Origin of the sequence: Bradyrhizobium sp. 197 (genome assembly GCF_023073375.1) — a bacterium.
Taxonomy (GTDB): domain Bacteria; phylum Pseudomonadota; class Alphaproteobacteria; order Rhizobiales; family Xanthobacteraceae; genus Bradyrhizobium.
The window spans coordinates 46,438-60,207 of the sequence record NZ_JADPJJ010000009.1 but is presented as its reverse complement, the minus strand read 5'-3'; the positions used below and the strand labels follow the sequence as shown (position 1 = coordinate 60,207).

Here is a 13,770-nt window from a genome sequence, read left to right as displayed (position 1 = left end):
GGCTATCGAAATCGGCGCGAGCCTACAGCGCCGCGAGCACCGCCTTCGTGATGTCGGCGGTGCCGTTGCGGCCACCAAATTCCATCGGCTTGATGCCGTCGGCATAGACCTTGTCCACCGCACGCTCGATTTTCTCACCGGCTTCCGCCGCGCCCTCGACGCCGTGCTTGTCGGCGAGCCAGTCCAGCATCATCGCGGCCGACAGGATCATGCCGGTGGGATTGGCCTTGCCCTGCCCCATGATATCAGGCGCAGTGCCGTGGCAGGGCTGGAACACGGCATATTTGTCGCCGATGTCGGCCGACGGCGCCATGCCGAGGCCACCGATCAGGCTCGCGGTGATGTCGGAGACGATGTCGCCGAACATGTTCTCCATCACCATCACGTCGAAATCCCAGGGGCGCTTCACCAGCATCGCCGAGCAGGCATCGACATAGAGCCTATCGGTCTTCACCTCCGGATGACGCTTCTCGATCTCGTCGAAAATGCCGCGGAAGAAGGCAAAGGCCTTGAACACGTTCGCCTTGTCGACGCAGGTCAGCACCCCGGGCTTGCCGCGCGCCTTGCGCCGCTCTGCGAGGCGAAACGAGAACTCGAACAGGCGCTCGGACGTCCTGCGCGTGATCACCATGGTCTCGCGCGCGTCTTCATGGGTGACGACGCCCTTGCCCATCGAGGCGAACAGGCCTTCGGTGGACTCCCTGATCACGACGAGATCGATGCCGCGCTGGTCGGCACCAACGATCGGGCTCGGCACGCCCGGAATGAGCCGCGCCGGACGCACGCCGGCATAGAGATCGAAGATGAAGCGCAGCTCGATCTGCGGCGCGATCTCGGTGTTGTCGGGATAGCGCACCGACGGCAGGCCGCAGGCCCCAAGCAGGATCGCGTCCGCCTCCTCGCACAGCTTGATCGTGGTGTCGGGCATCGACTTGCCGGTGGCGAGGTAATGATTGGCGCCCGCCGGCGCTTCGGTGAAGCGGAAGCTCAAGCCGGATTTCGTCTCGATCTTGCGCAGGACTTCGATGGCCGGCGCCATCACTTCGGGACCGATGCCGTCACCGGCGAGCACGGCAATGTGGAAGGCGTTGTTTGCGGACATCGGATTTCCGAATGAAGGAGAGAGAGAGGCTCGTCATTGCGAGGAGCTTTTGCGACGAAGCAATCCAGAAATGCATCCGAGGACGCAGTCTGGATTGCTTCGCTTCGCTCGCAATGACGACGGAGAGAGTCGCGATTACGGCGTCAGCACCGTGCGCCCGACGACCGCGCCCTGCTGCAACTGCACCAGCGCGTCGTTGGCTTTGTTGAGCGGCTGCCGCGTCACCGGGATCGGCGCTACGTTCTTCGTTCGCACCAGGTCGAGCAGCTCCTGCGTCTCGCGCAGGTTTCCGACATAACTGCCCTGGATCGTCACCGCCTTGATCGGAATCAGCGGCAGCGCCCAGGTCGCGCCGCCGCCGAACAGGCCGACGATGACGAGCTTGCCACCCTTGGTCAGGCAGTCGAAGCCCAGCTGTGTGGTGGCGGCGTTGCCGACAAGATCGAGCACGGCGCGGATCGGGCCACCCGCCTTCTTGGCAAGCTGCTCCAGCGCGTCCGGCGCCTTGGGATCGACGGTCGCGAGCGCGCCGGCCTTCTCCGCGGCTTCGCGTTTCTTCGCATCGATGTCCACCATGATCGCGCCCTTGCCGCCCATGGCCTTCAAGAGCGACAGCGCCATCAGGCCAAGCCCGCCTGCACCGAACATCACGATCGGCGTGTCGAAGTGCTGCTCGATCTTCTTCAGCGCGCTGTAGGTCGTGACACCCGAGCAGGCATAGGGTGCAGCCGACGCGGGATCGAGCCCTCTGAGATTGAGCAAATAGCGTGGATGCGGCACCAGCATGTGATCGGAATAACCACCGTCGCAATAAACGCCGAGCGAGCGCGGCGTCAGGCACATGTTCTCGTCACCGCCGAGGCACGTGGCGCATTTGCCGCAGCCGATCCAGGGATAGACCAGGCCGACGTCGCCAAGCTTGAGATCGCCCTGGTCGGTTGGCTTCACGTCCGGACCGAAGGCGAGGATTTCACCGACCGTCTCGTGCCCCATGGTCAGCGGCAAATTGATGCCGCGATCCTTCAGCGACAGCGGCTTGCGGCCGTGGCCGAGATCGTAGCCGCCTTCCCAGATGTGGAGGTCGCTATGGCAGACGCCGGCGGCCTTCACCTTGATCAGAACCTGCGTGCCGGACGGCTGCGGCGTCGCCTCGTCGAACTCCTGCAGCGGCGCCTTGAAATCGGCAACCTTGAAACTCTTCATCGGCGTCCTCCCGGATACTTTTCTTGTCGTCGCCACCATGGCATGGGCGGCAGGACGAGACAAACTCGGACCTGTCTAGTTTAGGCTGGCGGATGATGGCAAGCCGACCACGCGCAACGCCGCATTGCTTGCCGCACGATGCTATCCGTCAGACTTGCCGTCGGCTTTGCCGTCAGACTTGCCGTCAGACTTGCGCGGCTGTTTTGCCTGACGGAATTGGTCCACTGTCGGTGAGCCCGATCTCCGCCCGCAGCCGGTCCGTGTGCTCGCCAAGCACGGCCATTGTCTTGCCCGGTGTCGTGTCGGCACCGGTCATCCGGAACGGCAGATTGAGGACCTGGAACGAGCCACCTTCGTCCTCCACCGACGAGAGCGCCTCACGATGCGCGATCTGCGGATCGGCCAGTGCTTCGGACACGGTGCGGTAGGCCGAGGCCGGCACGCCGGCCGCACCTAGCGCGACAAGACAGACATCGGTCGAGAGCTGCCGCGACCAGGCCTCGACACCGTCCATCAAGTCGGCCCAATTGTCGCGACGCGCGGCGTAGGTGGCGAAGCGCGGATCGGAAATCCATTCGGGGCGGCCGATCACCCCCATCAGCCCCTGAAACGTCTTCTCGCTGGCAACCGTGATCATGACATACGCGCTCGCCGTCTCGGTCGGCCCGAACATCGGGCGCGGCGGCGGCTTCACGGCGAACTGCGAGTTCTGCAACTCGATCACTGTCAGCGTCAGCATCGATTCCAGCATGGAGACGTCGATGTGCTGGCCGAGCCCAGTTACCGTGCGCTGGTAGAGCGCCGACGCAATCGCGCCAAAACCGTAGGTGCCGGTGACGACGTCGGCGTGGTAGATGCCGCAATAATCCGGGCGGCTGCGGCCGGGCTGGTAGGCGAGATGGGCCATGTCGTAGCCGGAGGCCGCATGGATCACCGGTGCGTAGGCCGGCAGCTCGGCCGACGGGCCGCTCTGGCCGTAGCCGGAGATCGAGCAGTAGATCAGCTTCGGATTGACGGCGCGTATTCTGTCATAGTCGAGCCGCAGCCGGTGCATCACGCCGGGACGAAAGTTCTCGACCAGGATGTCGGCCGTCGCGGCCAGCCGGCGCACCGCCTCCTTGCCGTCCTCGGACTTGAGGTCCAGCACAACGCTCTTCTTGCCGACATTGAGCTGACCGAACACGGTGCTGCAGCCCTTGCGCAGCGGCGGGCGGGTCCGCATCGTCTCGCCGCCGTCAGTCTCGATCTTGATGACCTCGGCGCCCATGTCGGCGAGCATCCGTGCACAATGGGGACCGGCGATGGTGGTCGAAAAATCCAGGACCCTGAGGCCGGCGAAGGCCTTTGTCGTCGTCCCCTCATGCTTCTCTGATAGCCGCATGCCTGCTCGCGTCCTCGGGTCACTTAGGAACTATCGAAGTTCTCTGTTGTTGGTGCGCCGACCCTAGAGGGCGACGGCTGAGTAGGAAAGTCTTTACCGAACCGATGCGCCGCGCGGGCGGGCCTGGGAATTCCAGGGCAACTGGACCCGTTCTTGCATAGCAGCAACGGGATCGGATGAGGGCAGCTGTTCTTGAGGGTCTTGTTCGTTACGACAGAGATGGACGACTTCGTCCGCGTCGGCGGACTTGGAGCCGTTTCCGCGGCTCTTCCAAGAGCGCTGCGTCCCTTCGCCGATATCCGGGTCATGTTGCCCGGCTATCGCGACATCATCGAACAACTCACGCATATTCAGATCGTTGGCCGCTGTCCGGCATTCGCGGAGATGCCGGCCTGCTCGCTCGGCCGGGCCGCGACCAAGGACGGCCTTCCTGTCTATGTGCTGTTGTGCTCACAACTCTACGACCGGCCCGGCAATCCCTACGGTGACGAGTCCGGGCGCGACTGGCCGGACAACGACATCCGCTTCGCGCGCTTGGCCTCGGCCGCCGCTGAGCTTGCCATGGGCAAGCTGGACAAGAATTGGGCAGCAGACCTGATCCATGCCAATGACTGGCAGGCCTCGCTCGTGCCAGCCTACCTGGCCTGGCGCGGCGCCAAGCTGCCGTCGATCCTGACCATCCACAACCTCGCCTATCAGGGGCTTTTCCCCAAAGACTCGCTGCGGCGAATCGGCGTCCCCGAAAGCTCCTTCCATATCGACGGCGTCGAGTTCTACGACCAGCTCTCCTTCCTCAAGGCGGGACTGGTCTATGCTTCGCACCTCACCACCGTCAGCGGCACCTACGCCCGGGAAATTACCACGGACGAATTCGGCTGCGGCCTGGAAGGCCTGCTGCGGCTGCGCTCCGACGCGTCCGAGCTCACGGGCATCCTCAACGGCATCGACGAGAGCTGGGACCCGCGCTCCTGCGCGCAGCTCGCCCAGCAGTTCGGCGCCGGCGACTGGGTCGGCAAGAAAGCCAATGCGGATTACGTGCGCAAGCAGTTCGGGCTCGCGGTGTCGCGCGGGCCTATGTTCGGCATCGTCGCGAGGCTCGTGCACCAGAAGGGCATCGACCTTGTGCTGGCGGCGGCCGACGAGATCGTCGATGCCGGCGGGCAGATCGTGGTCACCGGCTCCGGCGAGCCGGCGCTCGAGCAGGCATTGATCGACGCCCATCGCCGGCGGCCCGACGCGATCGGGGTCGTGATCGGCTTCAACGACGCCCAGGCGCGCCGCATCTTCGCCGGCAGCGATTTCACGTTGATGCCGTCGCGCTTCGAGCCGTGCGGGCTCAGCCAGATGTACGCCCAGCGCTTCGGCTCGCTGCCGATCGGCCACCAGACCGGCGGCCTCGCCGAGACCATCACCGACGGCGAAACCGGCTTCCTGTTCTCAAAACCCTCGCACCAATCCTTTCTCGGCGGCGTCCGCCGGGCCTTCCAGGCTTTCATGGCGCACGACCAGCTCGACACCATGCGCCGCAGCGCGATGGGACGGTCGTTCTCCTGGAGCATCTCGGCCGGCAGCTACAACGCGCTGTACCGGAAGCTGGCGGCGGTGTGAGGCCTGCGCTCTCTCGTGCCTCGGACGCGGCGCAGCGTCTCTTCGACGGTGCGCTGCAGAGCCGGGGCCCATGTCGCGCAGCAGTTCGCGGCCCCTGCGTCGCAGCTTGTCCGGGACATGCGGGAGGCGCTTCTTAGCGGCGCTGATCCATCTGCGAGCGGCCGATCCAGGCTCTGTTGAGGCACCGGGTCAACCAGTCGGGCTGCGGCTCGCCGTTTAGCCGCGCTTGCGCTTCCTGGTAAGGACCGACATAGCGCAACCGGTCCGGCAATTTCGGGTAGACCCGCCGGATCCATTTCAGTGCGTTGTCGGCCGACCTGGTGTTGCGCTCGTCGAGCTCAAACCCAAAGCCCGCGCGCAATGGCTCCGGCAGCAAGCTCGCCGTGAGCGCGCGATACCATCGCGGCGGCCGCAACCACGGACGCGCGCCGCAAAAGATCTGCCTCACAATCTCACGCGCGGCCGGACTGACGGTCAGCGTGTCCGACTGCGCCATCGCATTGGTGTAGGCCGCAAAGCCTGACCAGTCCGCGGGCAGGTCGTCCCCCGTCAATCCGAACAAGGCGCCGAACGTCCGGCTCTCGGTCCAGTAGCATTCGCGCTCCTCCGCCGAGAGCGGCGGCAAAACCAGATCGTGCGCCATCAGCGCCGTCTCGACCAGCGTGGCATGAACCCAGCACAGCGACGGGATGTCGTTGGCACAGTAGCGCGAGCCGGCCACGAACGGACCGACGGTCTCGGGCATCTCGCCGACGATCATGCTGTGGCGCCGGTGCAATTGCCGCGACGACAACAGCGCGCGGTCGAGCGAGCCGAACACCATGGCAAAGACGATGTCGAAGGTGCGGTGAAATCGCCCGATCGGATCGGCGAAGGTTTTGGAATGCTCGGCGATGGCGGCGGCGACCCAAGGGTGGGCCAACTGCAGCATCAACGCACGACCGGCGCCGAGAAAGATGACGGCCTCGCGGTCGATCCGCCAGGTCACCGAGGACGGGCCGAACACGCCGGGGACCTGCTCCGGGGCGTTGGCGCGGACTTGATCGAGGGCAAATTCCAGATCGTTCGCGGACACCACTTGCAGGGCCTTTCGATTGCGAGCGAGGACCGACAATCCGCGAGGCCTGTGGCAATTCGATGAACGGCGATGTTCTCACCCGGCCCGATCCTACGACGCCCCGGCTGATTGGTTCAGCCGGCTATTTCTTTTGGCGCAATCATGCCCTTGCGCCGGGTCTCCGGCATCACCATCAGGATCAGCAGAAATCCCGTCGCAGCAATGCTTGCCAGCCCGAGGAAGGCGGTGGCATTGCCAAATTTGTCGCTGACGTAGCCGCCGAGCGCGGTGCTCAGCGATGCACCGATGCCCGTTGCCGTGCCGACGATGCCCTGCGCAAGATTGAAATGGCCGCTGCCGAAGGCGACGTCAGCCACGATCAGCGGGATCATGACTGCGAATACCGCGGCGGTGAAGCCGTCGAACACCTGCACCAGCACCAGCAAATAGGGATCGCGCACGGTGGCGAACAGCAGGCCGCGGATCGCCAGCGCGCCGAACCCGATCAGCAGCAGCGGCCGGCGACCCCACGCTTGCGCCTTGCGTCCGACCGTCGGCGACAGCAACGCCACGATCGCCTGCGGCACGACGATGCAAAAGGCGACCAGCACCGTCGCCCACTGGGCCGATCGCGCCGTCACCGCGCTCGCCATCAGCGGCATCATCGACGCGTTCGCCAGTTGCAACAGCAAGACGCTCAGCGCAAAGACGATGAGCGGACGCTGTCGGATCAAGTGCCAGATATTGGTGTCGCCGCGATCCTTCGCCTCGCGCGGCATTTCGCCGTGGCAGCGCGCGATGTCCACTTCATGCTCGCGGATGCGCGACAGCGCGATCAGAGTGGGGATCGCGAGCAGGAAGGAGACCAGGAACACCGAGCGGCTCGACAGGAGATAGCCGGCCGTGCCCATTACGGCAGCCGCAACACCGTTGCCAAGCGAGGCAAAGCGGGCGTTACGGCCGAGCCGCTCGCCGATCGCGAACGGTCCGACTAGGCCGAGGCTGATCGCCGCGATCGCCGGCCCGAGCACGCAGCTCGCTGCCGCGTGCAAGGTGGCCGCAGCCACCACCACGGGGAAGATCGGCATCGCCGCATAGGCGAGCGCGCAGCAGCCGATGGTGGCGATGGCGAGGCCCGCGACCAGCCGTTCGGATTTTGCGGCATCGATGATGGCGCCGCCCGGCATCTGTCCGATCAGAGCAACGATGCCGCCGATCGACAGCACCAGGCCGATCTCGACCTGGGTCCATTTTTGCGTTGTGAGGTAAACCGCGATGAAGGGACCAAATCCGGTTTGTACATCGGCGAGGAAGAAGATGAACCAGTCGAGACCGCGCAGGCTCTGGCGCGACGGTGCCGGAATGCCGGGAGGCAATGGCGCGGCATCGTTGTCGTGCTTAACGCGGCCCTCGCGATCTGCATGGTTCGGCTTTCTCGACAACAGCACAGGCGGCCATCCCTCCCCGCGCCTCACTGAACCGCTTGCAGCGGTTGCAGGCTGCCGGACGCGCCGAGCACGACCATCGGCGCGTCCTCCTTGTATTCCGGCGCGGCCGCGACCTGCGCCTTGGTCAATTCCAGCGTGATGCTGTCCTTCTTGCTGGCGATCTTGCCGAACCGCAAAGCGTTCCAGTCAACCACGATCCTGCGGCTGCCGACGCCGAGGAAGCCGCCGAAATCGATCACGGCCGCGCGGACATGGCCACTGCGATCGACGATGACGTCGACAATGCGACCCATGCCCTCGTTCGCCGCGCTGAGCACGTCACGCCCAAGCACACCATGCGCATCGTTGGCGCCGATGATCGTGACCGACGGCGGTGGCGCGGCGTCCTTTGGCGTGACGGGGACCGATGACGCCGGCGGCTGCATCGTCGGCGGCGCATTCGCTTCAGTTGAAGGCGCGGGCAATTCCTCCGCAGCTCGTGATACGGCGACCGTCAATCCCGCGACGATCGCCACGCTCAGGATCAACCATCCGGCGGTACGCATGCACCCTCCTCCCGCGCGCCGCTAGCGCGCCAACACGATCGAGACCTGGATCTGTCCACGCGTGCGCAACACCTCCAGCGCGACGTCCTCGCCATGGCGGCTGACGCGCAGATCCACGCTGGACTCGCCCAGGCGCAGATCGCGCAAAATCACCTCGTGCAGGAACGCCGGCAGACGCGGATTGCGCAGCCGGATCTCTCCGCGCGCCACATCGAACTCGATGCCCAGCGTCGCCTCCAGCAACGTGAACGCGGTTGCGCTGGCCCAGGCCTGCGGCGCGCAGGCGACCGGATAGAGCGTCGGGCCGCGCCGCTTCTCGCGCCGGAAACCGCAGAACAATTCGGGCAACCGGCGCAGGTCCATGTAGGTTGCAGCGTCGAACAGTCCCTTGAAGACGTGCGCGACCGAATGCTTCAGCCCGTAGCGCGCGAGCCCGAGCGCGATCAGTGCGTTGTCGTGCGGCCAGATCGACCCGTCATGATAGGACATCGGGTTGTAACGCACCTCGCCGACAGCGACGGTGCGGATGCCCCAGCCCGAGTAGAAGTGCGGCCCCATCAGATCGGCGGCGACGAGACGGGCGCGATCTTCACGGATCATGCCGCTGAACAGCACCTGCCCGGCGTTTGAGGTCCGTACCTTGCAGGGCCGCTTCTTGCCGTCGAGCGCGAGCGCATAGGTGCCGAGCTCTTCGCACCAGAACGCGGCCTCGAAGCGCTCGGCCAGCGCCTTGGCCTCGGCCTCGAGCTTTTTGGCGAGATCGGGCTTGCCCAGCCGGAGCGCACAGCGCGCGGCGAGCCGCTTGGCGGCAAAGACGTAACCTTGCACCTCGGCCAGCGCGAGATTGCCTTCCGCAAGCTGGCCATCGGCATGGAAGATCGCGTCGTAGGAATCCTTCCAGCCCTGATTGGCGAGGCCCTTTTCCGTGGCTCGCTGGTATTCGACGAAGCCGTCCTTGTCGGGGTCCCCGGGGCCGTCGATCCAGGCCAACCCCGCCTCGATGGCCGGCCACAACTCGGTCAACGTCTTCTCGTCGCCGGTGCGCTCGAAATAGCTTCCGGCGAGCAGCACGAACAAAGCGGTCGAATCCACGCTGCCGTAATACTGAGCGAACGGCACCTCGCGCAGCGCCGCCATCTCGCCGCCGCGCATCTCATGCAGAATCTTTCCGGGCGCCGCATCGTTCAGCGGATCGACCGCCTTGGCCTGGAAATGCGCGAGCCGCCGCAACACGCCCTTGGCGATGCGCGGGTCGACCCACAGCATTTGCAGAGCCGTAATCAGGCCGTCGCGGCCGAACGTCGTCGAGTACCAGGGAATCCCAGCATAGGGATAGCGGCCCTGCGGCGTCTCCGTCATCAGCATGTTGAGGTCGGCCATGGACTGGCACAGCACCTCGTTGAAGATGTTGTTGGATGTCTCGATGCTGGCGGTCCCCATCGTCGATTGCCGCATCTCGCGGCGGTGGGCGAGCAGCCCCCTGAAAAAGCGCGCCGGCTTCTCCGTGATCGGCCGATTGCAGGACACGGCCACGAACAGCGATTTCGACTCATGCGGATCGAGTTCGAGTTGCCAGGTTGCGGCATTCACCGACAACTTCGTCGGGCGCGGGTCGAAATGCAGGCATGTGGTGCGCTCGGCGTCATCAAGACCGCGGTAGTCGAACAGCACGTCGGTCGGGCCCAACAGCCGGCTCGAGCCAATGCCGCGACGCGGACGCCGCTCGCCGCGAACCTCGAACAGATCGGCGAAATCATTGTCGAACAGCAGGGTCAGCCCGAAATTGGCCGGGCGATCGCCGTGGTTCTGCACGCCGATGCGCTGATAGGCAGTGCCGCGCCACAGGAAGATCGTGCGCACGATGTGAAGCAGGTCCTTTTGCAGTACGAGGCTGCCCTCCCGGTAGATATCCGGATTGGTGAGATCGACCGTCAGCGCCGAGTTGTCGTCGCGCAGGTTGGATCCCAGCAGCAACGGCTGGAGATCGTCGAGCACGAGCTCAAGCCTCGCGAGGTAGCGCGTGTCGTGATGGAACAGGCCGTCAGGCCCGCCGGCCGAGGCGCCGATGTCGCCATGGCTGTCAAGCACGATGAAGGTATCGTCGTGCTTGAGCGAACGCCGCGGCCGCGCCGACGGTCCCGTCATCGGAATATAGAAAGGCTGCTCCGCGACCTGGTCCATGGTCCGCGTCACGGAGATGAATTGAGTAACGGCTTCAGCCGACATCAGCAGCTCCCCTGCGCTTGTTTCGACACGCAACCGACTCGAACGCGACTGTTGGTTTACGCGGCGGCCTGCGCGAGCCGGCTCATTTCCTGCGTGACCAGCTCACGATAGGGCCCGTGGCCTTGCATCAGACGTTCGGGTGACCCGTCCTCGATGATCTTACCACCCTTCAACACGATCACGCGGTCGAAATTGCGCAGCGTCGCGAGGCGATGCGCGATCGCGATGACGGTGCGGCCGCGCATCAGCCGCGACAGCGCCTCGCGGATCGCTTCCTCGGATTCGCTGTCGAGCGCGGCGGTCGCTTCGTCCAGCAGCAGGATCGGCGCGTCCTTCAGGAAGGCACGCGCTATCGCGATGCGTTGACGCTGGCCGCCGGACATCTTGACGCCGCGGTCGCCAACCATGGTGTCGAGACCACCAGGCAGACTCTCGACGAAATCGCAGCGCGCCGCAATCGCCGCACGCAGCACCTCGTCGTCGGTGGCGTTCGGGCGGCCATAGCGGATGTTCTCGCGGATCGAGCGGTGGAACAGGGAGATGTCCTGCGGCACGACGGAGATCGCCGCGCGCAGACTCTGCTGCGTCACCTTGGAAATGTCCTGGCCGTCGATGGTGATGCTGCCTTCGTCGGCATCGTAGAAGCGCTGGAGCAGCGCGAACAGCGTCGACTTGCCGCCGCCGGACTGGCCGACCAAGCCGACGCGCTGGCCGGGCTGCAGGCGCAGGCTGAACCGCTCAAAGATCTTCTCACCCCCGGAATAGCCGAAGGTGACGTTGTTGTACGCGATCGCGGCGCCCCTCTTTACCAGCGGCTCGGCGTCGGGGTGGTCGCGCAATTCATGCGGCACCAGCAGCGTGGCGATCGCCTCGGTCAACCGCGCAACGTGCTGGGTGACGTCGACCAGCGCCACCGCGAGATCGCGGGTCGCATTGAGAATGGAGAGACCGAGGGTGCAGACCAGCACGACGTCGCCGGTGGTCGCCGCGCCATCCTGCCAGAGCATGATGGCCCAGGCCATGAGGGTGATTGTGAGCACGACGGTAATGCCGGCATGGATAAGCCGCAGCTTCTCCAGATAGCGCAGGCTGCGACCGCGCGCCGTGAGCTCCCGGTTCACCGTCGCATCGAAACGCTCATGCTCGTGCCCGATGCCGCAAAAGGCGCGCACCAGCGGCATGTTGCTGATGACGTCGATCATCTCGCCGTCGACGACGGCGGCCTTATCGGCGAAGTCGTCGTGCAGCGGCTTGCCCGCAGCCGCCAGACGGAACATCGCCAGCACCATGCCGCCAGCGATCACAATCAAGCCGAGTGCCATATAGGGACTGACGGTTCCAATCAGAGCGATTGCCGCAACTGTGGCGATGCAGGGCGGCAATACGTTCCAGACGAACATGTTCTCGACGGTAAACACCGCGTTCGAGGTCGCTGTGATGCGGCTCGTCAGCATGCCCGGCATGCGGTCGGAGAAGTAACTCGGCGCGTGGCCTGTCAGATGACGAAATATGTCACGGCGTAAATCACCCGTGACACGCACGAAGGTGAAGCTCGCCGTCCAGCTGGCGATCCGCCAAAGGAAATTGTCGGCGGCGATCAGCGACATGAGTAAAACGAATGCCAGCCATACGCTGCCACCGTGTGAAGTTCCGGCCGTCAGGCTGTCGACGAGGGATTTAACGCCGTACTGCGTGCCTACGGAGCAGGCAACGGCCGCAACGACAGCGGTCAGGATCACGAGATGCGACGCCAGACGACGCCGGAGATAGCGCAAAACAAAGGCGAATGGCCGGCGCGCGTATCCAGAAAGATGATCCATGTGACTATCGACCCCGTCGTGATGTTTTCAATTTTTCTGTTAGTCGACTGAACATCGACCACTTCGCCTCGGTTCCCGGGCAAACCCATCACGACATGCGGATGCGGACGATCTGCGGAGATGTGATGGCAGCACCGCGACGAGCACCCGACGTGTCCAATAAGTAACCTCTGAGGGAAGGAACTTCGCAAGTGCGGGAACGTTCCCCTGACTGGCATTGCCGGTGCCGCAAAGACTGGGGGTTTCACGTTCATGATCGCAGAGGAGATGGCGAGATGCGCATCGCGCAGGTAGCTCCGTTGACGGAGGCTGTTCCACCCAAGCTGTATGGCGGCACCGAGCGGGTGGTGCATTGGTTGACGGAAGAGCTGGTGGCCCTTGGACACGACGTGACGCTGTTCGCCAGCGGCGATTCGCAGACCTCGGCGAAGCTGGATGCGTTATGGCCGCGGGCGCTCCGCCTCGACGGTTCCGTGCGCGATCCCAATGCGCTGCACATGGTGATGCTGGAGCGGGTGCGGCAGAAATGTGACGACGAGGAGTTCGACTTCCTCCACTTCCATCTCGATTATTATCCGTGGTCGCTGTTCTACCGGCAGCCGACGCCGTTCCTAACCACGCTGCACGGCCGGCTCGACCTCCCGGAGCATCAGCCGGTCTTCAACACCTTTTCGAAGGTCCCCGTCATCTCTATCTCGAACGCGCAGCGGCGGCCGGTGCCGCAGGCGAACTGGGTAAGGACGATCCACCACGGTCTGCCGGAGAACCTGTTGACGCCGAAGCCGGCGAAGCAGGAATATCTCGCCGTGCTCGGCCGCATCGCGCCGGAAAAGGGCGTCGACCGCGCCATCAAGATCGCGACCCATTGCGGGATTCCGCTGAAGATCGCGGCCAAGGTCGACCGTACCGACCAGGATTACTATGACGAGCTGATCCGGCCGATGATCGAAAACAATCCGCTGGTGGAATTCATCGGCGAGATCAGCGATCACGAGAAGTCGGACTTTTTGAGCGGCGCACTCGGCCTGTTGCTGCCGATCGACTGGCCGGAGCCGTTTGGTCTCGTCATGATCGAAGCCATGGCCTGCGGAACGCCGGTCGTCGCCTTCAACCGCGGCTCGGTGCCGGAGATCATCGACGAGGGCCTCACCGGCTTCGTCGTCGAGGACGTCCTCAGCGCGGCCGGCGTCGTCGGCCGCCTGCAGCAACTCGACCGCTCCGCCATCCGCAAGCAGTTCGAGACGCGCTTCACGGCGCGGCGCATGGCGCTGGACTATCTCGCGGCCTATCGCAGCCTGGACGAGGAGAAGGCGCCGCGGATCAAGCTGGTGAGCAGCGCGGAGTAGTTTGCTGACCACTCTCGTGTCCCGGACGCGCTGC

10 protein-coding genes are annotated in these 13,770 nt (G+C 64.7%); 2 read left to right on the top strand and 8 right to left on the bottom strand.

The features are described 5' to 3' along the window. Positions 1-22: 22 nt before the first annotated feature. From IVB27_RS02990 to IVB27_RS02980, 3 genes are all read right to left on the bottom strand, one after another. On the bottom strand, positions 23-1,102 hold the full coding sequence (locus tag IVB27_RS02990; protein ID WP_247441281.1) for an isocitrate/isopropylmalate dehydrogenase family protein: 1,080 nt from the start codon (positions 1,100-1,102) through the stop codon (positions 23-25). A gap of 135 nt (positions 1,103-1,237) precedes the next feature. Next, positions 1,238-2,305: an alcohol dehydrogenase gene (locus tag IVB27_RS02985; RefSeq protein ID WP_247441280.1), complete on the bottom strand. Its 1,068-nt coding sequence runs from the start codon at positions 2,303-2,305 to the stop codon at positions 1,238-1,240. A gap of 184 nt (positions 2,306-2,489) precedes the next feature. After that, complete coding sequence (locus IVB27_RS02980) at positions 2,490-3,686, bottom strand: CaiB/BaiF CoA transferase family protein (protein WP_247441279.1); 1,197 nt, start codon at positions 3,684-3,686, stop codon at positions 2,490-2,492. Positions 3,687-3,878: 192 nt separating this feature from the next. Here IVB27_RS02980 and glgA point away from each other — a divergent pair, with 192 nt between their 5' ends. Then, positions 3,879-5,294 carry a glycogen synthase GlgA gene (gene glgA / locus IVB27_RS02975; RefSeq protein WP_256468284.1) on the top strand — a complete coding sequence of 472 codons (1,416 nt, stop codon included), beginning with the start codon at positions 3,879-3,881 and terminating at the stop codon, positions 5,292-5,294. A 133-nt stretch (positions 5,295-5,427) separates the two neighbouring features. Here the strand turns inward: glgA and IVB27_RS02970 are convergent, their stop codons facing one another. The 5 genes from IVB27_RS02970 to IVB27_RS02950 form a co-directional block, all read right to left on the bottom strand. Continuing rightward, a complete protein-coding gene (locus tag IVB27_RS02970; RefSeq protein WP_247441275.1) occupies positions 5,428-6,372 on the bottom strand; it encodes an oxygenase MpaB family protein in 945 nt (314 codons plus the stop codon). Positions 6,373-6,485: 113 nt separating this feature from the next. Continuing rightward, complete coding sequence (locus IVB27_RS02965) at positions 6,486-7,799, bottom strand: MFS transporter (RefSeq protein WP_247441273.1); 1,314 nt, start codon at positions 7,797-7,799, stop codon at positions 6,486-6,488. A gap of 23 nt (positions 7,800-7,822) precedes the next feature. Continuing rightward, positions 7,823-8,344, bottom strand: coding sequence for a PRC-barrel domain-containing protein (locus tag IVB27_RS02960; RefSeq protein WP_247441271.1), 522 nt, complete (start codon positions 8,342-8,344; stop codon positions 7,823-7,825). A gap of 21 nt (positions 8,345-8,365) precedes the next feature. Beyond that, complete coding sequence (locus IVB27_RS02955) at positions 8,366-10,570, bottom strand: amylo-alpha-1,6-glucosidase (RefSeq protein WP_247441268.1); 2,205 nt, start codon at positions 10,568-10,570, stop codon at positions 8,366-8,368. 56 nt (positions 10,571-10,626) lie between these two features. Beyond that, positions 10,627-12,390, bottom strand: a complete 1,764-nt coding sequence (locus IVB27_RS02950; protein ID WP_247348263.1) for an ABC transporter ATP-binding protein — start codon at positions 12,388-12,390, stop codon at positions 10,627-10,629. Between the two features lie 275 nt (positions 12,391-12,665). Between IVB27_RS02950 and IVB27_RS02945 the strand changes: the two genes are divergently transcribed. Beyond that, a complete protein-coding gene (locus tag IVB27_RS02945) occupies positions 12,666-13,736 on the top strand; it encodes a glycosyltransferase family 4 protein (RefSeq protein WP_247348261.1) in 1,071 nt (356 codons plus the stop codon). Positions 13,737-13,770: the final 34 nt, after the last annotated feature.

Excerpts from the sequence above, each read along its gene's own strand:
- IVB27_RS02955 (WP_247441268.1), bottom strand. The coding sequence starts at position 10,570 with ATGTCGGCTGAAGCCGTTACTCAATTCATCTCCGTGACGCGGACCATG.
- IVB27_RS02985 (WP_247441280.1), bottom strand. The coding sequence starts at position 2,305 with ATGAAGAGTTTCAAGGTTGCCGATTTCAAGGCGCCGCTGCAGGAGTTC.
- IVB27_RS02945 (WP_247348261.1), top strand. The coding sequence starts at position 12,666 with ATGCGCATCGCGCAGGTAGCTCCGTTGACGGAGGCTGTTCCACCCAAG.
- IVB27_RS02980 (WP_247441279.1), bottom strand. The coding sequence starts at position 3,686 with ATGCGGCTATCAGAGAAGCATGAGGGGACGACGACAAAGGCCTTCGCC.
- IVB27_RS02990 (WP_247441281.1), bottom strand. The coding sequence starts at position 1,102 with ATGTCCGCAAACAACGCCTTCCACATTGCCGTGCTCGCCGGTGACGGC.
- IVB27_RS02950 (WP_247348263.1), bottom strand. The coding sequence starts at position 12,390 with ATGGATCATCTTTCTGGATACGCGCGCCGGCCATTCGCCTTTGTTTTG.
- IVB27_RS02960 (WP_247441271.1), bottom strand. The coding sequence starts at position 8,344 with ATGCGTACCGCCGGATGGTTGATCCTGAGCGTGGCGATCGTCGCGGGA.